Origin of the sequence: Vibrio sp. B183 (assembly GCF_000740665.1) — a bacterium.
Lineage (GTDB): Bacteria > Pseudomonadota > Gammaproteobacteria > Enterobacterales > Vibrionaceae > Vibrio > Vibrio coralliilyticus.
In genome coordinates this window covers 20,163-41,757 of the sequence record NZ_JPQB01000019.1, presented here as the reverse complement: position 1 = coordinate 41,757, position 21,595 = coordinate 20,163, and the positions used below count along the sequence as shown (strand labels likewise).

At 47.2% G+C, this 21,595-nt stretch carries 23 protein-coding genes and 1 other RNA gene; 8 read left to right on the top strand and 16 right to left on the bottom strand.

Features of this window, described 5'->3' with window-relative positions; all coding sequences use genetic code 11:
* Positions 1-32 precede the first annotated feature (32 nt).
* Entirely contained in the window at positions 33-2,816 is a 2,784-nt protein-coding gene (gene barA, locus IX95_RS20605; protein WP_038163643.1) for a two-component sensor histidine kinase BarA, read from the top strand.
* Here the strand turns inward: barA and acpS are convergent.
* The 11 genes from acpS to rpoE all read right to left on the bottom strand — a co-directional run bounded on the left by acpS (position 2,801) and on the right by rpoE (position 12,013).
* A complete protein-coding gene (gene acpS / locus IX95_RS20600; RefSeq protein ID WP_038163640.1) occupies positions 2,801-3,184 on the bottom strand; it encodes a holo-ACP synthase in 384 nt (127 codons plus the stop codon). The two genes, barA and acpS, sit on opposite strands and share 16 nt — an antisense overlap.
* Positions 3,185-3,189: 5 nt before the next feature.
* Positions 3,190-3,921 (bottom strand): pyridoxine 5'-phosphate synthase, encoded by a 732-nt coding sequence (gene pdxJ, locus IX95_RS20595; protein ID WP_006957789.1) that lies wholly within the window; start codon positions 3,919-3,921, stop codon positions 3,190-3,192.
* Positions 3,918-4,646 (bottom strand): DNA repair protein RecO, encoded by a 729-nt coding sequence (gene recO / locus IX95_RS20590; protein WP_006957790.1) that lies wholly within the window; start codon positions 4,644-4,646, stop codon positions 3,918-3,920. The genes pdxJ and recO overlap by 4 nt, the downstream gene beginning before the upstream one ends.
* 93 nt (positions 4,647-4,739) lie before the next feature.
* A complete protein-coding gene (era, locus tag IX95_RS20585) occupies positions 4,740-5,714 on the bottom strand; it encodes a GTPase Era (protein WP_021458523.1) in 975 nt (324 codons plus the stop codon).
* A complete protein-coding gene (gene rnc / locus IX95_RS20580) occupies positions 5,707-6,384 on the bottom strand; it encodes a ribonuclease III (protein ID WP_038163637.1) in 678 nt (225 codons plus the stop codon). The genes era and rnc overlap by 8 nt, the downstream gene beginning before the upstream one ends.
* 81 nt (positions 6,385-6,465) lie before the next feature.
* Positions 6,466-7,362 carry a signal peptidase I gene (lepB, locus tag IX95_RS20575; protein WP_038163635.1) on the bottom strand — a complete coding sequence of 299 codons (897 nt, stop codon included), beginning with the start codon at positions 7,360-7,362 and terminating at the stop codon, positions 6,466-6,468.
* An 88-nt stretch (positions 7,363-7,450) separates the two neighbouring features.
* Positions 7,451-9,244: a translation elongation factor 4 gene (gene lepA, locus IX95_RS20570; RefSeq protein ID WP_038163633.1), complete on the bottom strand. Its 1,794-nt coding sequence runs from the start codon at positions 9,242-9,244 to the stop codon at positions 7,451-7,453.
* Between the two features lie 105 nt (positions 9,245-9,349).
* Positions 9,350-9,820 (bottom strand): SoxR reducing system RseC family protein, encoded by a 471-nt coding sequence (locus tag IX95_RS20565; RefSeq protein WP_038163632.1) that lies wholly within the window; start codon positions 9,818-9,820, stop codon positions 9,350-9,352.
* Positions 9,817-10,782: a sigma-E factor regulatory protein RseB gene (gene rseB, locus IX95_RS20560; RefSeq protein WP_038163629.1), complete on the bottom strand. Its 966-nt coding sequence runs from the start codon at positions 10,780-10,782 to the stop codon at positions 9,817-9,819. Before rseB ends, IX95_RS20565 begins: the two co-directional genes overlap by 4 nt.
* Positions 10,779-11,408 carry an RseA family anti-sigma factor gene (locus IX95_RS20555; protein WP_038163626.1) on the bottom strand — a complete coding sequence of 210 codons (630 nt, stop codon included), beginning with the start codon at positions 11,406-11,408 and terminating at the stop codon, positions 10,779-10,781. Before IX95_RS20555 ends, rseB begins: the two co-directional genes overlap by 4 nt.
* Positions 11,409-11,434: 26 nt before the next feature.
* Positions 11,435-12,013: an RNA polymerase sigma factor RpoE gene (rpoE, locus tag IX95_RS20550; protein WP_038163622.1), complete on the bottom strand. Its 579-nt coding sequence runs from the start codon at positions 12,011-12,013 to the stop codon at positions 11,435-11,437.
* Between the two features lie 383 nt (positions 12,014-12,396).
* Between rpoE and nadB the strand changes: the two genes are divergently transcribed.
* Positions 12,397-14,013 (top strand): L-aspartate oxidase, encoded by a 1,617-nt coding sequence (gene nadB, locus IX95_RS20545; protein WP_006957799.1) that lies wholly within the window; start codon positions 12,397-12,399, stop codon positions 14,011-14,013.
* Positions 14,014-14,026: 13 nt separating this feature from the next.
* On the opposite strand, the gene IX95_RS27100 is transcribed toward nadB, so the two are convergent.
* Together IX95_RS27100 and IX95_RS20535 are read right to left on the bottom strand one after the other, a co-directional pair.
* Positions 14,027-14,422, bottom strand: coding sequence for a protein YgfX (locus tag IX95_RS27100; RefSeq protein WP_443082996.1), 396 nt, complete (start codon positions 14,420-14,422; stop codon positions 14,027-14,029).
* Positions 14,394-14,654: an FAD assembly factor SdhE gene (locus tag IX95_RS20535; RefSeq protein ID WP_006957800.1), complete on the bottom strand. Its 261-nt coding sequence runs from the start codon at positions 14,652-14,654 to the stop codon at positions 14,394-14,396. Before IX95_RS20535 ends, IX95_RS27100 begins: the two co-directional genes overlap by 29 nt.
* A gap of 187 nt (positions 14,655-14,841) precedes the next feature.
* Between IX95_RS20535 and ygfZ the strand changes: the two genes are divergently transcribed.
* The 3 genes from ygfZ (at position 14,842) to IX95_RS20520 (ending at position 17,106) form a co-directional block, all read left to right on the top strand.
* Positions 14,842-15,810, top strand: coding sequence for a tRNA-modifying protein YgfZ (ygfZ, locus tag IX95_RS20530; protein WP_038163618.1), 969 nt, complete (start codon positions 14,842-14,844; stop codon positions 15,808-15,810).
* Entirely contained in the window at positions 15,800-16,273 is a 474-nt protein-coding gene (locus IX95_RS20525; RefSeq protein ID WP_038163615.1) for an aminoacyl-tRNA deacylase, read from the top strand. The genes ygfZ and IX95_RS20525 overlap by 11 nt, the downstream gene beginning before the upstream one ends.
* Positions 16,274-16,899: 626 nt before the next feature.
* Entirely contained in the window at positions 16,900-17,106 is a 207-nt protein-coding gene (locus IX95_RS20520) for a DUF1107 domain-containing protein (RefSeq protein ID WP_006957803.1), read from the top strand.
* Between the two features lie 53 nt (positions 17,107-17,159).
* Here IX95_RS20520 and IX95_RS20515 read toward each other — a convergent pair whose 3' ends face one another.
* The 3 genes from IX95_RS20515 to IX95_RS20505 are packed head-to-tail and all read right to left on the bottom strand — an operon-like array spanning position 17,160 to position 20,178.
* Entirely contained in the window at positions 17,160-18,386 is a 1,227-nt protein-coding gene (locus tag IX95_RS20515) for an FAD-dependent 2-octaprenylphenol hydroxylase (protein WP_038163613.1), read from the bottom strand.
* 25 nt (positions 18,387-18,411) lie between these two features.
* Positions 18,412-19,590, bottom strand: a complete 1,179-nt coding sequence (gene ubiH, locus IX95_RS20510; RefSeq protein WP_038163611.1) for a 2-octaprenyl-6-methoxyphenyl hydroxylase — start codon at positions 19,588-19,590, stop codon at positions 18,412-18,414.
* Between the two features lie 12 nt (positions 19,591-19,602).
* Positions 19,603-20,178, bottom strand: a complete 576-nt coding sequence (locus IX95_RS20505) for a YecA/YgfB family protein (RefSeq protein ID WP_006957806.1) — start codon at positions 20,176-20,178, stop codon at positions 19,603-19,605.
* A 235-nt stretch (positions 20,179-20,413) separates the two neighbouring features.
* On the opposite strand from IX95_RS20505, the gene IX95_RS20500 reads away from it, so the two are divergent.
* From IX95_RS20500 to IX95_RS20495, 3 genes are all read left to right on the top strand, one after another.
* Positions 20,414-20,722 (top strand): cell division protein ZapA, encoded by a 309-nt coding sequence (locus tag IX95_RS20500; RefSeq protein WP_006957807.1) that lies wholly within the window; start codon positions 20,414-20,416, stop codon positions 20,720-20,722.
* 20 nt (positions 20,723-20,742) lie between these two features.
* Positions 20,743-20,925: non-coding RNA, 6S RNA (gene ssrS / locus IX95_RS26050), on the top strand.
* A gap of 31 nt (positions 20,926-20,956) precedes the next feature.
* Entirely contained in the window at positions 20,957-21,544 is a 588-nt protein-coding gene (locus IX95_RS20495; protein ID WP_038163608.1) for a 5-formyltetrahydrofolate cyclo-ligase, read from the top strand.
* Positions 21,545-21,595 lie beyond the last annotated feature (51 nt).

Here is a 21,595-nt window from a genome sequence, read left to right as displayed (position 1 = left end):
TCCCATATCCACACCACGATGTTTAGACAATAATGACAAGATATGGCTTACGCGCCCGCGTTATTACCCTCACACTCGCGCCGACGTTGATCATTGGCCTGTTACTGAGTGCGTTTTTCTCCTTTAATCGCTACCACGACTTGGAAAAGCAGGTCATCAATTCTGGCTTAAGTATTATTGAACCTCTGGCGATTGCCAGCGAAGAGGGGCTGAAAAACAACAGCCGCGAATCTGTCCGTCGAATTATCAGTTATGCGCACCGCAAAAACTCAAAGTTTGTTCGCAGTATCGCCGTCTTCGATTACAACCACGATTTATTCGTTACTTCCAACTTTCATCCGAACTTTGAATCCCTAACCTTTCCACGCAATGAACCTATTCCTCTGCTGGTGACGTCTGATCTTCAGGAGAACACACTGATTTTGCGCGCGCCGATCATTGCTGAGTCCGGTTTGATATCGACGCCTAAAGGGCAAGATACCAACCCAGCCCTTGGCTACATTGCCGTAGAGCTCGATCTCTCTTCCTTACGCCTGCAACAATATCAAGAGATTTTCTCAGCGTTTTTAGTACTGCTCTCCGGATTGGGGCTGTCCGCGGTGTTTGCCTATCGCCTGATGCATGACGTCACCCGACCGATTTCTCATATGAAGAACATGGTCGACAGAATTCGTCGCGGTCATCTCGATGTACGGATTGAAGGCAAGATGCATGGTGAGCTTGATTCTCTTAAAAATGGTATCAACGCGATGGCGGTTTCACTGTCGGAATACCATGTGGAGATGCAACACAGTATCGATCAGGCGACTTCGGACTTACGGGAAACGCTCGAACAGCTTGAGATCCAGAACGTTGAATTGGATATTGCGAAAAAACGCGCGCAGGAAGCAGCACGCGTGAAATCCGAGTTCCTTGCCAATATGTCTCATGAACTTCGCACACCATTAAATGGCGTAATTGGCTTTACCCGTCAGATGCTTAAAACCAAACTGACTAACAGCCAAGCGGATTATTTGCAGACCATAGAAAAGTCAGCCAATAACCTGCTCAATATCATCAATGACATTTTGGACTTCTCTAAACTGGAAGCAGGCAAGTTGGCACTGGAGAATATTCCGTTTGAGTTCCAGGAAACCCTCGAAGAAGTTGTGAGCTTGCAAGCCACCAGCGCCCATGAAAAAGGCCTCGAATTAACCCTTAAAGTCGATCCTAAGATCCCGGCAGGCCTAGTTGGAGACCCACTGCGAATCCAGCAAGTACTCACTAACTTAGTAGGGAACTCGATCAAATTTACCGAGCGAGGCAACATCGACATCAGTGTTGAGCTACGTTCACAGAAAGAAGATGCGGTTGAATTACAGTTTATGGTACGCGATACCGGAATTGGTATTTCCGAGCGCCAGCAAGCTCAACTGTTCCAAGCATTCAGCCAAGCAGACGCCAGCATTTCTCGCCGTTACGGCGGGACAGGGCTGGGTCTGGTCATCACTCAGAAGCTAGTGAGTCAGATGGGGGGAGAAATCAGTTTAACCAGTCGCCTGCACCAAGGCTCAACCTTCTGGTTTACGCTCAGACTCAACTCAACGGACATGCCAGTGAGCGACTTACTGGAAACCCAAGTACTGCGACAACGTACTTTGCTACTTGTCGAGCCGAACATGCAAGCAGCCTCAGTGACTCAACAAACCCTGGTACAAGAAGGACTGATTGTCACCTACCGCTCATCCATCCCAGAAGAAGCTAGCCAGTTCGATTATGTGCTACTTAATCTCGCGCCGAACAAAACCAACGAAGCTGAGCTGGTTGAACAGTGGGTGAAACAGGCCCAGCAATGTGCACCTCAAGTGGTTGTGGGTATCCCAAGTACCGCTCTGGCGCTGTCGGATCACCTGATTCAAACACACCATGTTCATTGCATCACTAAGCCGTTATCACGTCGGAAACTGCTACAAACGTTAGCCGCCAATCAAGAAAGCTTGCCAATGATTGAGATTGAACCGGCTTACAACGAGACGCTACCTTTAACGGTTATGGCCGTCGATGACAACCCAGCAAACCTGAAACTGATCAGCGCCCTCCTCCAGGAGCGGGTCGAAAAAGTGGTGACTTGCACCAACGGCCTCGACGCAGTAGCTCAAGCGGAAACCCAGCATTTCGATATCATCCTGATGGACATTCAGATGCCACACATGGATGGCGTAACCGCTTGTGGCAAAATCAAGCAGATTGAGCTTAATGCCAACACTCCTGTGATCGCCGTCACCGCGCACGCGATGAGTGGCGAACGTGACAGACTCCTCGGAGCGGGCATGGATGATTATCTCACCAAGCCAATTGAGGAGCACGTGCTGCAACAAGTGTTAATGCACTGGAACCCAAATACCACGGAATCTGAAATGGAGAAGCTCGACTTACCGCCCGACGTTGAGCCTTCCGAGCTATCTTCGTCTGCCGTAATTGAACATGACAACATCATCATCGACTGGCAGGCGGCGTTAAAGCAATCCGCCAATAAAGAAGATCTTGCCCGTGATATGTTGCAAATGCTGATCGACTTTATTCCGGAGGTTAGCAATGTGGTTGAAGCTGCGCTGGAAGAAGATGACTTTGACAGCGAAACGCTGATTCATCACGTACACAAGCTCCACGGCAGCAGCTCATATTGCGGCGTTCCAAGGCTGAAAAAAGTCTGTGCCACCATCGAGAAAGCTTTGCTCTCAGGTGCAAGCTTAGAAGATATTGAGCCGGAGTTGTTTGAGCTGCAAGATGAAATGGAGAAGGTCACCGCGAGTGCGGCGCCTTATTTAGATTCGTAAATAACGGTAGCAACAGCGTAGTGCCGTTCATCAGAAATAGACAGGTGGATACTCTCCACCTGTTTTTTTTGAGCAAACTCTAGGGCTTTACCAGACAAAGACAAAAGTGGCGCACCGTGTTCATCATTGGTAATGGTGAAATCATGGAAAGTCACCCCCAATGCAATGCCAGTTCCCAATGCCTTTGACGCCGCTTCTTTAGCGGCAAAGCGCTTGGCTAAAAACCGCCCCTGCTGCTTAAGCGATTGGAAGCGTTGTAGCTCGACATCAGTTAAAATACGTCGGGCAAACGCTTCACCGCTGCGGGACAGTGCCTTTTCAACACGTTCAATTTCCGCAATATCTGTCCCTAAACCAACGATCGCCATTGCGGTTACTTACGCGCTTCGACCATCAGTGCTTTCATGTCTGCCACGGCTTTATGCAAGCCATCAAATGCGGCACGACCGATGATAGAGTGACCGATGTTCAGTTCATAGATTTCAGGGATAGCAGCAATCGGAGCTACGTTATGGTAAGTCAGACCATGGCCTGCATTCACGGTGATACCTAAGTCAGCCGCATAGCTTGCACCAGCTGCAATTTTCTTCAGCTCATCTTGCTGATCTTCATCGTTTTCAGCATCCGCATAATGACCAGTGTGCAGCTCGATGTAAGGCGCGCCACACGCTTTTGCTGCATCAATCTGTTCACGATCAGCGTCAATAAACAGAGAGACTTTAATGCCCGCTTCCGTCAGTATTTTGGTCGCTGCTTTGATCTTTTCTACGTGGCCCGCCACGTCCAAACCACCTTCGGTGGTCAGCTCTTCACGCTTTTCTGGAACCAAACACACGTATTCAGGTTGGGTTTGCAGAGCAATTTCAACCATCTCATCCGTCACAGCCATTTCAAGATTCATACGAGTTTGGATCGTTTCCCTTAGGATACGTACATCACGATCGACAATATGGCGACGGTCTTCTCTAAGGTGAATGGTAATGCCATCTGCTCCAGCACGCTCGGCGACTTCCGCTGCATGAACAGGATCTGGGTACTTAGTACCGCGCGCGTTACGTAATGTGGCAATGTGATCGATGTTAACACCCAGATAGATTGAGCTCATTTTCCAATACTCCGTGATTTGGGCGCTAAGATTTGCATAAATAGCTCCCGACTCTTTAATGGTTTGCCGCCAAGATACGGCTTTAATGCTATACGTGTAAAGCGTTTTGCCGCTTTAAGTTGTTCTTTTGTGGTGAACCTTCGTTCACTAATCGCAATCAGTTCATTCCCGACGAAAGTCAGATTGTCACGTCGAACTGAAGCGATAAATCCCTTCTGCTCTCGATAGCGATAGGTCATCTCAGGTTCAATCGGCTCTCCAGTACCCGCGCAATGGAGAAAGTCGACGCCATACCCCATAGCAGACAGCAGTGCCAGTTCAAAACGGCGCAATGCCGGTTCCGGATTTTCACACTGAGCCAGTTCAGTAAGAGCATGCAGGTAATCATGAAACAGGGCTGGCATTGACACTTCCGCCATCAGTACTCGCCCAATCAACTCGTTGACATACATGGCGGAGTAAAGGTTGATCCCCGTCAGTGGCAAGCCCAGACTGATCGGCTCCGCCTGACGCAGTGTCTTCATCGATCCTTTACCCGACCACTTAAGTAATAGAGGCGTAAAAGGCTGCAACGCGCCTTTGAGGTTTGAACGTTTACTGCGCGCGCCTTTAGACATTAAAGTGACACGACCAAACTCCTCACTGAAGACATCGAGAATTAAACTCGACTCACTGTAAGGGCGACGATGAAGAACGAAACAACGCTGTAAGCCTTCTGAGGTCATAGAGATTGCCAGATGAATGTTACATAAAAAATAAGGAGCCTGATGGCTCCTTATTCTAACTCATGTTGGAGCGAAGTGAATTCGCAGCCAAGCTTATAGATCGTCGATGTAGCCTAGTGAACGCAAGGCACGTTCATCATCAGCCCAGCCGGATTTCACTTTAACCCACGTCTCTAAGTACACTTTACGACCGAACAGTTCTTCCATGTCCAGACGTGCTTCACGACCTATGGTCTTAATTTTCTCGCCGCCTTTACCAATCACCATTTTCTTCTGACCATTGCGTTCAACCAGAATCAGCGCATTGATATGGAAGCCATCGGTTTCAGGGTTGTAATCAAAACGTTCAATTTCTACCGTCACCGAATAAGGCAACTCTTCACCTGTGAAGCGCATTAGTTTCTCACGCACAATTTCCGACGCCATAAAGCGCTGAGAACGATCAGTAACATACTCTTCAGGGAAGTGATGTGTCGCTTGAGGTAAGTGTTCACGTACATGCTTACGCAGAACATCGATATTTTTGCCTTGCTTCGCGGAGATAGGCACCACATCAACGAATTCCATCTTCTTCGACATGTCCATCATGTGCAGCATAACGTCGTTACGGTCTTGTACGTTATCGACTTTGTTGACACACAATACCACTGGGAAGTTAGACTTCTGCAGCTTAGTCAAGACCATTTCGTCGTCTTTGGTCCAGTGGGTACCGTCAACAAGGAAAAACACTAGGTTCACATCACTCAATGATGAGTTGGCCGCGCGGTTCATTAAGCGGTTGATCGCACGCTTTTCTTCAATGTGAAGACCTGGAGTATCGACATAAATCGCCTGATAATCGCCTTCAGTGTCGACACCCATAATGCGGTGGCGTGTTGTTTGGGGCTTACGAGAAGTGATCGAAATTTTTTGCCCAAGAATTCTGTTCAGTAGCGTTGATTTACCCACGTTTGGACGACCAACAATAGCAACAAAGCCACAATGTTGGTTTTCCGGTGAGCTTACTTCACCACTCGATGAGAAAAACGCATCGATATCGAATTCGTTGTTATCTGTTGAATCAGTCATTGCTCAGTTGCTCTAGTGCTAGTTCCGCAGCCGCTTGTTCTGCCTTGCGGCGGCTGGTGCCTTTACCTATTACAGGCGATCCGACACCTGCAACTTCACACGACACAGTAAACTGCTGGTTGTGTGCTTCACCTTTAATATTAGTCACTGTGTAGACAGGCAGTGGTTTTCTTCGCCCCTGTAGGAACTCTTGAAGACGCGTTTTAGGGTCTTTCTGAGAAACACCCGGTTGGATCGCTTCAAGGCGTTGCTTATACCAGCTAAGGATAATGCCACGCACCATTTCAATATCACTGTCTAGGTAGATTGCACCTATGATAGCTTCAACAGCGTCAGCCAGAATAGAATCACGACGGAACCCGCCACTCTTCAATTCACCTGGACCTAATTTTAAGTGATCTCCTAGTTCGAATTCTCGACCTAGCTCCGCAAGCGTGTTACCACGAACAAGTGTCGCGCGCATACGGCTCATGTCCCCTTCATTCACTTTCGGGAAACGGTGATAAAGATCGTCAGCAATGACAAAACTTAAAATTGAATCGCCCAGAAACTCAAGACGCTCATTATGTTTTCCATGAGCACTGCGGTGAGTCAGCGCTAAGTTAATAAGCTCTGCATCATTGAACTGATAGCCGAGCTTTTTCTCTAGTTTGGCAATAGGAGAATTCATGCTCTCTCATTAAATTGTTTTTCATTCTCTATAGTTAAGTGACGCAGCCAAGACGGCTGCGGCATCAAATATAACGAGAAATTAGTTAATACCACCGATGCGGTTAAACCTAACACCAGTTGGGATCCATGATGGTAAGAAGCTATCTGCACTGCGTTCGAACTCGAAGCTGATCCAGATACCAACCGCTTTACCAACCAGATTCGCCTCTGGAACAAAGCCCCAGTAGCGGCTGTCTGCACTGTTGTCACGGTTATCCCCCATCACAAAGTACTGACCTTCTGGCACAACCCACTCATTAACACCACCACGTGGCTGATAAGCCGACACGCGATCGCGGCGTAATGGGTTCACCAAAATTTGGTGTTCAACTTCACCCAGTTTTTCATTCAGTTGAATCAGTGGCACACCATCTTGGATAAATGGGCTTTCTTCCACATTCGACAACGGCACCTGAGTACATCGGCTTTCGCCTTTAGGTTGAACACACACTTCTTTCTTGCTGCTGTAACGCACCGTATCACCCGGTAGGCCAACAACGCGCTTGATGTAGTCAATGTTTGGCTGAGGTGGGTATTTGAATACTACGATGTCACCACGCTCTGGCTTACCCGTTTCAACCAGTTGTGTACGCCACACTGGGTCCTTTAGACCGTATGCGTATTTCTCAACCAGAATAAAATCCCCAACCAGTAATGTCGGCATCATTGAGCCTGAAGGGATTTGGAACGGTTCGTAGATAAACGAGCGCAATACCAAAACAGCCGCAATGACAGGGAAAATTGAAACACTGTTTTCAATCCACCATGGCTGCTTTTCCACTTGTTCAGCAGTTGCAGCATCCAGTCCGTTTGTCTGAGCTTCAACTGCCGCTAGTTGGGCCTGACGTTTCTTCGCAAACACCAGCTTTTCCAACACCCAAACAATACCAGTGACCAGAGTGACAATAACCAAGATCAGTGAAAATGTATTTGCCATTGACTTCCCTTACCTCAAAAATACGAAAGTGAAAGAGCCGAAACCCTTTCACTTAACAAGTTCTTATATTGAGTCATTACTCAACAAATTAATCTTTACCTACGTGTAAGATCGCTAAGAAGGCTTCTTGAGGCAGCTCTACGTTACCGATCTGCTTCATACGTTTCTTACCTTCTTTCTGCTTCTTCAGTAGCTTTTTCTTACGGCTCACGTCACCGCCATAACATTTTGCGATTACGTTCTTACGTAGCTGTTTAACCGTTGAACGCGCAATAATATGGTTACCAATCGCCGCCTGAATCGCAATATCAAACATCTGACGTGGAATGAATTCTTTCATCTTCTCTACGAGCTGACGGCCACGAGTCTGAGATTGATCTTTGTGCGTAATCAATGCCAGTGCGTCCACTTTATCGCCGTTGAGAAGTACATCAACACGAACCATGTTAGACGCTTCAAAACGCTGGAAGTTATAATCCAGAGACGCATAACCACGAGACGTTGACTTCAGACGATCAAAGAAATCGAGTACCACTTCCGCCATCGGAATATCGTAAGTCACAGCTACTTGGTTACCGTGATAAACCATATCAACCTGAACACCACGCTTCTCAACACATAGAGTAATCACATTACCTAAGTAATCTGAAGGTACAAGGATGTTACAACGCGCAATCGGCTCACGAATTTCTTCGATATCATTCACTGCTGGTAGCTTAGCTGGACTATCAACGTAAAGAATTTCGCCATCCGTTTGCTCTACTTCGTACACTACCGTTGGCGCAGTGGTAATCAGATCGAGATCGTATTCACGCTCCAGACGCTCTTGGATGATTTCCATGTGCAGCATGCCAAGGAAACCACAACGGAAACCAAAACCAAGTGCAGCTGAGTTTTCTGGTTCATAGAACAGAGACGCATCGTTTAAGCTCAGTTTACCTAGTGCATCACGGAAGTTTTCATAGTCATCCGAAGAGACTGGGAATAATCCGGCGTATACCTGAGGCTTCACTTTCTTAAACCCTGGTAGCGGTTCTTTACAACCGTGCTTAGCTAGCGTTAGCGTATCACCAACAGGCGCACCTAGGATATCTTTGATACCACAGACAACCCAACCTACTTCACCCGTTTGCAGCTGCGTCGTGTCTTCCTGCTTAGGTGTGAAGATACCAAGACGATCCACACCCCAAACTTGGCCAGTGCTCATCACCTTGATCTTATCGTTCTTCTTCAGGACGCCATTTTTAATACGGACCAGAGAAACAACACCTAGGTAGTTATCAAACCAAGAGTCAATGATCAAAGCTTGCAGTGGCGCTTCTGGATCACCTTCTGGTGCCGGAATCGCAGAGACGATGTTTTCTAGTACGTCTTCAATACCTAGGCCCGTCTTAGCCGAACAGCGCGTGGCTTCCATCGCATCGATGCCAACAATTTCTTCGATCTCTTCTGCTACTCGCTCAGGATCCGCAGCAGGTAGATCGATCTTGTTCAGAATTGGCACCACTTCCAGATCCATTTCGATCGCGGTATAGCAGTTAGCCAACGTCTGAGCTTCAACACCCTGACCAGCATCAACCACCAGCAACGCACCTTCACATGCTGCTAGAGAGCGAGAAACTTCGTAGGCGAAGTCAACGTGCCCTGGAGTATCGATGAAGTTCAATTGGTAGGTTTCACCGTCTTTAGCGGTATAGTTGAGTGTCACACTTTGAGATTTAATAGTGATGCCACGCTCACGTTCAAGGTCCATGGAGTCCAGAACCTGAGCTGCCATTTCACGGTCACTCAATCCACCACAGTCTTGGATCAAACGGTCTGATAGGGTCGACTTACCATGGTCGATGTGGGCGATAATCGAAAAGTTACGAATGTGCTTCATGATTTGGTGTGACTAAACTCTTTAAAATAGGGACATAAGAAAGCCGTCTTGTGACGGCGTTTCAATCAAGTTGGCAGATTCTACCCAATTTCTGTGCACTTCGCACTAGCTAATTGGATCTCCCAAAACCCGAAGTAATATGACTTCTCGCAGCGACTGGCGTTCAAAATTAACGGCCAGGCTTTTTGCGCCATAAATGCCTGCCACAGTAAAGATAGCAGATGTCAGGATAGCAATACCTTCGCCCAGACCAAACGCAGGCGCTAATAGCCACTGTCCAACAACCGAGCCTAGGATCATGGCAAACAACGGGACTAAATAAACCACCGCGGCCGATTGCAGCAGGCTTTTTTCCGGTAAGCCGATTTCCACCACTTGGCCTTCTTTAACCCGTTTGCTGGTCACTAGGTGCCAGTGCAGAGACTTGTTCCCCACCGCTTTCGAGACAATGCCGGTACCACAGCTTTTTTGCGACGAGCAGCTGCTGCAGCTGGTTTGCTGTTCACAACTCAGCTCCACATCATAGCCCTTAGGCCCTGATTTCACTGCAGATACTGTCGCTAAAGCGGTCATCATTGCGTGGCACTCGCTTGTTTATTGATGGTGACCGATTGAGCAATTCGCTTAGCGGTTGCAGGCGGAATATCTCCGATCACAGAGATCTCTTTGTCACCTTTTACGAAGCTGTGAAGTGTACGGCGCCCTTGACGAACCAGCTGACCTTTAAGTGAGTAATTGTCACTCTCAGACACATAGATGGAAAAACTAAACAGACCATCAGTGTACATCTGAGTTTCGACCATGCGGTTAGTATTCGCCATTCGATAACGGTTCAATTCTTTGGATTCAAACCCTTTCGGGATCCAGCCGACCGTCCAAAAGCTTTTCTCTAGCTCACCTTTTGGCAGAGATAGTACATCGGGCAATTTAACGGTATTCAAACCGCTAAGAATATCGGAAATCTGATCATTGACGCTATAGGAAATGGTGCGAAACTGTTCCAGTACTTCGCCATCGCGATCAACCAGATCAGCTCTTAGTGGAAGTTTAGTTTGCTCATCGATCCATAGGATGTAGGAATAGCGTAACCCGTCTTTCGGAGCAATTCTCAATACTTGGCAAGCCGCACCCGCTTCACGCGCTCGACCGACTTGAATAAAGTCGTAAATCTCACTCAGTTCACCAACATTAGAATTTAGAAGCGGGATAGTCGGGGCAACCATGTTACCGGACTCAATGGTAAACGGCTCAACACCAGGCTCGATATAACTAACCTCATCACCTCGGCGAATCACTTCACGTACAGGTCCACTTAGGTAAACAAGGTGAGCGAGTTGCTGATCTTCGCTGCGAGCGTGGCGATACAGCAAAGGTTCGATGCTGTTTTTCTTAATCAGGATATAAGACAGTTCATAATTGAGGTGCTGACTGGCTTCGTTCATTTGATGCAACAAAGCCTCTGCAGGTTTTTCTTCTGCAAAGGCTAGTGGCGAACTCAAACTGAACAGTGTCAGCGCACTGATCAGAAATTTTCTCATTCAACTACCGTTTCTGGGTTGTCATTATGCTCTACAGCGTTATCGCTATTGAGGCGAAGCTGTAATTCATAGTCTTGAAGCATGGCGTTAATCCGACGGCGCTGCTCCTGCACGTTAGTCTCACTTGAGGCTGTTGGCTGTTCCACCGAAGAACGTGTCAAGCTCACTGGTTCAGCACTGCCAGCAAATGGAATCGTCTGCAGAACAGGCAATTGCTCCGCTTCCGGTTGGCTAGGGTCGCTACCACCATATTGTTGTACGCCTAAGATCACAGCAAGTGACACACACGCGGCAACCGCCACCTGACCAAATTGGCTGAGCCAAGCTGGCAACTGACGACGCGCTTGAGAAGGCGTCGGCTGCGCTTCTATGCGTTGTTCATTAATATCGGTAATCTTGCCAGAGGTGAACGTTGAATGCGTGGGCTCATCTTCTAGCGCAAGTGCAACGCTATCTGCAATGTTCCACTCCGGTTTCTCCGGTGCTTCACCTCGCATCACATCACCAATTAAATGGTAATTTTTCCAGGTTTGTAGGCTAGTTTGGTCTTGCTCTAATTCACCGATTAAAGCCTTATCGACCAACTCTCCATCCATGAGTGCTGAAAGTTTCTCTTTGTCAGCCATTCTTTTCACCATTAACGTTACTGGTACTAGCGTTGCAAAAGGGGTTGAATCTTTTTCTCAACCGCTTCACGAGCTCGGAAGATACGCGAACGCACCGTTCCAACAGGACAATCCATCACCGCAGCGATTTCTTCGTAACTCAAGCCATCAAGCTCGCGCAACGTCATTGCGGTTTTTAAGTCATCAGGTAGTGCTTCGATCGCACCAAAAACTACTTGCTTCAATTCCTTGGACAACGTTAAGTTCTCAGGGTTCGAAATTTCTTTTAATGCACTACCAGTTTCGTAATATTCAGCTTCTTCAGTATCCACATCTTGCGCAGGCGGTCTACGACCTTGAGCGACGATGTGGTTTTTCGCAGTATTAACAGCGATTCGATATAACCAAGTATAGAAGGCACTTTCGCCGCGAAAACTTGGTATAGCGCGATACGCTTTAATAAATGCTTCTTGTGCTACGTCAGGTACATCCCCCGGATTATTGACGTAGCGAGAAATAAGATTACATACTTTGTTTTGGTATTTAGTGACCAACAAATTAAATGCTTGCTTATCTCCATTCTGAACTCGCTCAATTAACACTTGATCGGTCAGCTGCTCGTTCATTCGAGCGGGTACTCCTATTGTTATTAACCCCTATCTTGTCAGATATGAGCATTAATTATGCAAAATGTAGTATTGACACCACTGCTTACTTGAGCACTATTGTGACTCAGCAATGAATATAAAGTTCAAACTTTCTTCGAATTTTATTTGAGAAGTGATGGACCAGTAACTTCTGTTCCAGATTGTGGGGACGAAAGAGTTCAAAAGCAATGTTATTTACGAAGAATTGCATTCACTCCAGTGCTACTATAGTGAGCTAACTCTGGTATTTTCAGAGTCCATATTGCAATTTTAAATTGATTTAAGAGCGGGAACGCTCTGTAGCTGACGCTAAAAAGTTGGATTGGCGCCAGTACAACTTAACTCGGGAATTTAAAAGTTTTATGAACGCAAACCGTGAACATCAATGTGATGTGTTAGTGGTGGGTAGTGGCGCAGCCGGTCTGTCGTTAGCGTTACGTGTCGCGGAATATGGCAAAGTCATTGTATTGAGTAAGGGGCCGAGAAGTGAAGGCGCTACATATTACGCTCAAGGTGGTATTGCCGCTGTTTTTGACGAGTCAGACAGTATTGAATCGCATGTAGAAGACACACTAATAGCTGGCGCTGGCCTTTGTGAGCAAGAAACCGTTGAGTTTATCGCTGAAAATGCCAAAGAGTGTGTCCAGTGGCTGATCGATGGTGGGGTCCCATTTGATCGTGAAGATGGTGACAGTGACGAAAAACCTCGTTACCACCTGACGCGTGAAGGGGGTCATAGCCACCGTCGAATTTTGCATGCCGCGGATGCTACCGGTATGGCCATGCAAACGTCCTTGCAAGATAACGCTCACAACCACCCAAATATCACGGTCCTAGAGCGACACAACGCACTCGATCTAATCTGCGAAGATAAAGTCGGTGGCGACAGCAAGAAAATTGTCGGCGCTTATATCTGGAACCGAAACCAAGAACACGTTGAAACGGTTCGAGCCAAGTTTGTAGTACTGGCAACAGGTGGCGCGTCTAAGGTTTATCAGTACACCTCTAACCCTGACGTTTCCTCTGGTGATGGTATTGCGATTGCGTGGCGAGCAGGCTGCCGGGTTGCGAATATGGAGTTCAACCAATTCCATCCAACTTGCCTGTATCACCCTGAAGCACGAAACTTCCTGCTCACCGAGGCTCTGCGTGGTGAAGGCGCTTACCTGCGTCGTCCGGACGGCACTCGCTTTATGCCAGACTTTGATGAGAGAGAAGAGTTAGCTCCTCGTGATGTCGTCGCGCGTGCGATTGACTTTGAAATGAAACGCCTTGGGGCTGACTGCATGTATTTGGACATCAGCCACAAGCCAGCAGATTTCATCGAGAAGCACTTCCCGACCATCTACACACGCCTGATGGACCTTGGCATCGACATGACCAAAGAGCCGATTCCGGTTGTACCTGCGGCCCACTACACCTGTGGTGGCGTAATGGTCAATAAACAAGGTGAAACGGATCTGTCTCAACTCTATGCCATTGGCGAAGTGAGTTATACCGGATTACATGGCGCCAATCGAATGGCATCAAACTCACTGCTAGAGTGTGTTGTTTATGCGTGGTCAGCGGCCAACGATATTATCCGCCGAATGGATACTGCCGAACTTCCTCCTTCTCTTCCAGCATGGGATGAAAGTCAGGTTAGCTGTTCTGATGAAGAGGTTGTGATTCAGCACAACTGGCACGAATTGCGTCTGTTCATGTGGGACTATATGGGAATCGTTCGTACCGATAAGCGCCTAGAACGCGCGCTACGTCGTATTCAGTTGCTGCAGCAGGAAACGCACGAGTACTACAGTAACTTCAAGGTATCTAATAACTTACTTGAGCTACGTAACCTACTTCAAGTCGCGGAACTGATGGTGCGCTGTGCAATGGAGCGCAAGGAAAGCCGCGGTTTACACTACACGCTCGACTATCCGGAACTGGCCCCGGACAGCGGCCCAACCATCCTTGAACCAGAGAAAATCGATTCTTAATAATAAAGGGAGCTTAATGCTCCCTTTTTAACATCACTAATAACTGCCGATAGTGCTCTTCCTTAACACTGTCTCGCCAAATTATTCTCTTGCGGCCAACTTTAGGCCAGATCAATATTCCGAACCAGGCTAAGCTCAAAATACTTCTTTGTATCTCGATGGGCTCACCATCCATTTCGCAGGAATCCGCAGAAGAGAAAACTAAGCCCCCTTGCATCGGCTCAGCAAACCAGTTTGTTTGACTATGATATTTAAGGAGTAACGCCGCCATAAAGACGGTAGCCGTCAGCGGGAGTTCGGAAGTAATCAAAAAACAGCAGGCCAACATCAGGAAACTGATGTTGGCCTGTTGTGAAACGAATGACGTGGAGGCGAAGAGCCTAACGCACTTTACTGAGGTTGTGGGCAACAATCTTGTCGACCATAGAAGCGTGACCTAAGTTTTCACTGCGACCGTGGCCCATAATCCAAGTAAACAAGTCTGGGTCATCACATTCAAGCAGAGACACAAAGTCACGCTGCTCATTGTCTTTCAGTTCTTCAAAGCACTCTTCAAAGAAAGGCATAATGACAACATCCAGTTCCAGCATTCCGCGGCGACACGCCCATTTAATTCGCGCTTTTTCTTCGGTGGTGTACATTCTAATTCCTCACCTGTTCGGTTGTTTGCGCCGAGTTTAACAATCAAAATTGCCGACAACTACTAACTCAGTCACACTCCCGAGCTAGCTAACACATTTACGGCATAAATCCATACAGCTGAAAGGTTGTTTCCGTTAGTGCTTAAGCGCTAACATAGTGCTATTCGATAGCATTCAGGTAAACATCATGGAATGGCAACACGACTTTGCTCCACTTTCTCTTTCTAGCAATGACTCTCTTCCCGAACTTGTACTCACCCACCTTACGTCGTGGGGAATGATCACCGCACAAGGCGATGATAAAAAGTCTTACCTACAAGGTCAGGTGACCTGTGATGTTGTTCAACTGACCGAAGATACCGCGACTTTTGGCGCGCATTGTGATGCAAAAGGAAAAGTGTGGAGCGTATTCCGCCTGTTCCACCACCGAGGCGGTTACGCAATGCTACAGCCAAGCTCCGCGATTGAGACTGAACTCGCTGAACTTAAAAAGTACGCTATTTTCTCCAAAATAGAATTTGCACAAAGTACCGATGTATTGCTGGGCTTAATTGGCGATAAAGCGAACTATGTCGTTGAAGAGCTCTCGCAACAACGCGGTGATGTGCGAACTATCGAAGGTGGTACCGCGATTAAAATTGATCAGCAACGCTGGTTGCTGGCCATTGATGCCACTACTGCGGAACAACTATGCCAATCGATAAATGCGACCAAAGCTTGTGAAGACATCTGGACTCGACTGGATATTGAAGCCGCTATACCTGCAGTCACACAAGAGCAGCAAAGCGAGCATATTCCTCAAGCGCTTAACGTCCAAGCTCTGGGTGGAATTAGCTTCAGCAAAGGTTGTTACACGGGCCAAGAAACCGTCGCTCGTGCCAAGTACCGTGGTATAAATAAGCGCGCATTACAAATCGTCAAAGGCCACTCTGAGTCAGAGATCAAAGCCGGAGCGGAAATAGAACGCTCTGTGGGTGATAATTGGCGCAGCGCTGGCCAGTTGATGAGTAGCTACCGCTTCAATGATGGCGTAAGCATCGGTCTCATCGTATTACCCAATAACCTTGATTCTGATACCCAATTCCGTTTGAAAGATACGCCAGATTCGGTCTGGACCATGCAAGCACTGCCGTATTCTCTTGAAGATGACAAATAAGTTTGAGACAAAACTAACCCGCTACTTGATCGAGCAGCGGGTTTCTTTCCGTATCTTGCCCCATCAGTCCCCTGCAATCACCATTGAAGACGCGGCTCAACAGCGAGGAGTTAGACCAGCTCAGATGGTCAAATCCATGCTATTACGCGATATGGGTGATTTGTATGTGCTGGCTTGCGCGCCGGGTGACCAATCTGTTGATCCCAAAAAAGTGCGAGCATTACTCGGTTGCCGCCGAATGACCTGCGTTGATCTCTCCATGGTTGAAGAACTGACTGGCTACCAGATTGGCACGGTAACGCCTCTGCTGTTGCCGACAGAGATGCCAATTGTCTTTGATCGCCAGCTCCTGAATGAAGAGACGGTAACCATAAGCAGCGGCTCCAACATGGCAGGGATAGCATTAGCACGAGATGACCTCATTCGTCTCTGCAATCCAGTACTCGCAGACATCTGCCGTTGATAAGCCTTTCAAATCCTCTTGTATCACGTCATACAGATTGCACTTCAATGTGACAAAGATCTCAATAAGAAACATATTCAATTTAAATTATTATTCATATCGAAAGCATATATAGTCAAAAATAATATTTTAGTTTATGCTTATTTTCGTTGGTTAAAGTGCGAGCGAATTATGATGTATTGCTTGGTGTGTTTAGCTGCTGAGCGTTTGAATAGTAATAAACACACAAATCCTTCTCCAACGAAAAAGTGAATCCACTGATTGTTTCAGGACATCCACTTTTTGTGTAATGCATCTGTGACTATTCGCCCGCAATTATGCGGGCTTTTTTTATGCAAAAAATTTACCGTAAGCTGGCATATTATAAAAAAGTTAAACTATTCTTAGAAATGTCATAAATCTCGGGTTAACTATTGCGCTGAATGATTAACCAAGACGAGTTCCCATCACAGAACATAAGTGAGGTAATTGTCACAATAAAATGGATATTTATCGGACGTTTTGCCTACAACAACACAAATATCCAAACAAACTCATTTTACTGCATATTCCTCCACCATAATCACATAAATAACAGGCGGAAAATCGTATACTTTGCAGTGCTTGCTAAACATAAGGATTACTCTATGAGACTGTTTAAGCGCTATACACCAGGTATGATTGCTAAACACGTAAGTCGGCTATTTAAGGGAAGAATTTATATCTACGGTATTGGTAAGTTTGAATTTGATAACGGTAAACTGGTCTTGCCAGAGAAAGCCGAACGGCGACATTTCCAAACGGTCAAGGAAGTGAATCAGGAAATTATGCGACTACGCTGCGCATACGCGTAGGCAAGAATTAAAAAGGGTTGGCAATCGCCAACCCTTTGTCATTTAAAATACCATCAAGGTAAGGTCGCTTCATGATATTGCGCTAGTGCAGGAAGATTCCCTTTTAAGCCAAGGGCGCGCTTCATGATTTCATCCTTCGCTCCTGGCAATTGTCCTACCAAAGCCATGCCAATGCCTCGCGCTAGCTTCTTCGCAGGGTTATCACCAGCAAACAGATCTTTAAAGCCTTGCATCGCGGCAATCATCTTCGCAGCTTCAGATTTACGCCAGCGTTCATAACTGCGCAGGTTACGCTTAGTGCCGATATCTTCACCTTTACGCCATAAGGTCATCACCTCTTGCGCTAGACTCGCGGCATCAAGCAAACCCAGGTTAACGCCCTGCCCGGCTAATGGATGAATAGTATGTGCGGCATCCCCCACTAAGGCGACCCTTTCAACCGCAAAATCACGCGCGTAACGCATTTTTAGCGGGAAGGCGAAACGTTGACCAACGACTTCACACAAGCCCAGTCGAGCGTCAAATTCTGCCGTCAGCGACTTGTTGAACTCTTCATCGGACATCGCGACTAAACTCTCTGCTCGATTCGGTTCTATAGACCAAACAATCGAACTCATATTACTTTCTCCCATAGGTAAGAAAGCCAGAGGTCCTTGTGGGGTAAAAATCTGACGAGCCACTCTGTCATGCGTTTCTGCTGTCCAGATATTCGCAACCACAGCACTATGCCCATAGTCCCAATGCGTTAGCGGTATATCCTGTTGCTTGCGCACCCAAGAATTGGCACCATCCGCGCCGACCACAAGTTTAGCCGTCAATGCATGACCATTATCCAAAGTGAGCCAAGCTTCACTTTCACCAACCGCCATAGAGCTGCACTGAGCAGGCATAAACAGGCTGACGTTCGACTGCTGCTTCACCTGCTCAAGTAGTGATAGCTGAATCACACGATTCTCAACAATATGTCCGAGATCGGGTTGAGCGAGCTTTTGCGCATCAAATTCAATCCGAGCAAAGCTGTCTTGCTCCCAAACTTCCATCGCCGAGTATGGCGCGGCACGGCGCTCTACAATGCCATTCCAAGCCCCTAAATTACGCAATATGTTTTCACTTGAACGGCTCAAGGCTGACACACGAACATCCGGTAAGTCCGTTAATTCGCTATCAGGTACTCGACTTTCTATCACCGCAATACGCAAGTCGGTATCTTTAAATGCCGCGGCCAAAGCTAGGCCAACCATGCCACCACCGACAATTGCAATATCAACGCTTTGCATCATCTGAATTCAATCCTCATTCAAGCTGCTATCGAGCAACTAAGCCTAAAGTTCTTGCTAATAAAGGCGCTTTCAACATTGGAATGTTGTCCATCGCGGCCAAGCTGAGATTTCGACCAATACGTAGCGTGAGATAATCATTAGAAAAAATATGAACCAGAGACGATGTCAGTGAAATCGTCGCACTGCGATCATTTTCGCGGCGGCGTTTAAATTGGCTCAATACCGAATAATCTCCAGGATCGCCGCTATGACTGGCTATCGCCTCAGCCAATGTCGCTACGTCACGAATCCCAAGGTTAAACCCTTGGCCAGCAATCGGGTGCAATGTTTGCGCTGCATTACCAACAATGGCAAATCGATGTGAGGTGTTCTGCTCTCGATAACGTAACAACAATGGATACGCAGCCCGCTGGCCGACTTTTTCCAATTTCCCCAATCGCCAGCCAAATGCGTGCTGGAGCTCTTTTAGAAAGGCATCATCATCGAGCGACATAACGCGCTGTGCATCATCTGGTCTTAAACACCAAACCAGAGACATGCGATGTTCGCTCATTGGCAATAGAGCCACAGGTCCAGAAGAGGTAAAACGTTCGAAAGCGCGACCTTGGTGATGCTCTGCCGTCTTAATGTTAGCAATGACCGCGACTTGCTCGAAGTCGTGCTCGTTGAAATCGAGCCCGATTTGCTGACAGCAGGTCGAAATCGCACCGTCCGCCGCCACCAGCAGTTTCCCACTGATGGTTTGGCCATTATCTAGTTCGATGTGAACGCATTGCTGCTGTCGTTCGATCTGATTAACCGAGGCTGGGCACAGTAAAGTGATATTAGAGTCCTGAGCGACCTTTTCATGATAGAGACGGCCAACATCTGCTAGTTCGACAACATAGCCCAGAGCTTCAACGCCAACTTCGAGGTTATCAATCTCAGTCATACCTGCATGAGAGCGGTCAGAAACATGAATATGGCGGATAGCAGTCGCGAAGGTTGAAATGTCTTCCCACAGCCCGAATTGCTTAAGAATATTGACAGTACCGTAAGACAGGGCAATAGAACGAGAGTCAAAGCCAGGATGAGCCTGATGGTCGACTTGGTAAGGCTCGACAACCGCGATAGACAGCGGCTGCTGAGAGAGTTTATTGATCGCCAGTGCCAGCGTCATGCCCGCCATTGCGCCACCAGCAATTACAACATCAAACTGCTTCATGGGGAGTCCTGATTAGTGGATGGTCGGAGCCTTTTGCTCTACCGGCTTTTGGCCAAATTCAGCGTGAATCGTCAGCGCACACGCTTTAACATGTTCAATCACCTGCTCTAGCAGTTGAGCTTGCTCTTGCATATCGTCATCTTCATCGATGCCCAGCTTGGCAATCTCTTCTAAATCTGCCAACGCTTCTTTAACATCCGTTGAAGCTTTTTTCAGATCAGCATTCACAAGGCCTAAGCCAGAAATGTAGTGATTCACCCATTCAGCAACACCGTCAGCGGTATCGAATAGACTTGCACTGGCATCTTCATCAGGGATCAACATTGAAATATCCATGCCTGAGCCGGTAAATTCTACGATGGTTGCATCCAATGTCGCCTGAGCCAATTGCAGTGACTTAGCAGGCCATCCCATACCATCATTGGTGTAATCAAAGATTAGCGGTTGCCAGCTTTTGTCTGTCAGACTTAAACCACCGCTTAGCATTCCCGCTAACAGGCCATGCAGTTCCGCAGGATTCACCGCCAGACCAGCAGACTGAAGTTCACTTGCTAATGTCAGGTATTCTGGAAGATTGCGTTCGCTCATGAAAGAGACCTAAATTTGCTAAATAAGGCCAATCCTACCATTTACCAAGACCAGCGAAAACGAGCGATTGCGCAATTGTGGATAGCTTTTACACAATTTGCCCAATTACTGTGTTATTGCGTCATGATTTGTGCACCTTGATTGGGAAAAGCTTGAATCTTAACAAGCCTTTTCCTATAGTTTCCTCCTCGGTGATTGTCTGCATATCACCCCTACTAACGCATTTAGAGTCGGTATGAGTAATCAAGCAGTTGAAGTCGAAATTTTAGGTAAACTAACCCGGGTTAACTGCCCGTCTGGACAAGAAGAGTCTTTACGTAACGCCGCTCAGCATCTTGATGAGCGTTTACAAGACATGGCTGCCAAGACAAAGATTACCAACGAAGTTCAACTGCTCACCTTTGTCGCTCTGAACGTCTGTCATGAGCTTGAAAGCCGTGATACAGTAGATGAACAACAGCAAAATGCGTTAAATGAGCAATTGGAAAAGCTCACGGCATCACTCAGTGATGCACTAAGTAAAGTAAAGCCAGGACAACAATAGCCTTTACCGCCAAACAAGAATTTACCCTGGAGTGTTCGTGAGGGGATTAAGTCCCTGAGCCGATAAGCAATCCCTAAGGGTTAGTACTTGATAGCTATTGAGCAAGCTCGGCTTGAACCGAGAAGCCTACGGTTATCATTGCTGATCCGCCTTGAACCAGCTGGTTCAAGGGTCAAAATCTCCAACGGCACTCTGGGGTATCCTCCTCGGTACCCAACAACCATGGGTACTCTTATGATTCTTTCTCGACAAGATTTCAGAAAACTAATTCGCACCAAGCGCAATCAACTCAATGATGAAACCAAGCAAAAAGCGGGGTTGGATTTAATTACCCAATTTGCTCAATTGCCGGAAGTCTCTTCAGCTCAACACATTGCCCTTTACCTGTCTGCTGACGGTGAAATCAATACCGCCCCACTAATTGACTGGTTGAGACAGCAAGGAAAAACGATTTACCTCCCTGTTATCCATCCATTTTCAGCCGGACATTTGTTGTTTCTACGCTACGACCTTGAAACACCGATGGTACTTAATCGTTATAAGATTCAAGAACCTAAGCTGGACCAAACTCAAATTATTCCCGTCAGTCAGCTCGACCTTATCTGTACTCCACTAGTAGCGTTTGATCACCATGGACATCGTCTCGGCATGGGTGGAGGGTACTACGACCGAACGTTGGAGCCTTGGTTCCATCATCAATCTGGGCCTAAACCCATAGGCCTCGCGCATGATTGCCAACAGGTCGAGCAACTACCCACTGAATCTTGGGATGTGCCTTTACCAAAAATAGTGACACCAAAGCAGATCTGGGATTGGGAATAGCCTTAGATTGGTTATATAATCGCGCCGCAAACGTTAAATTCAAACCTCATT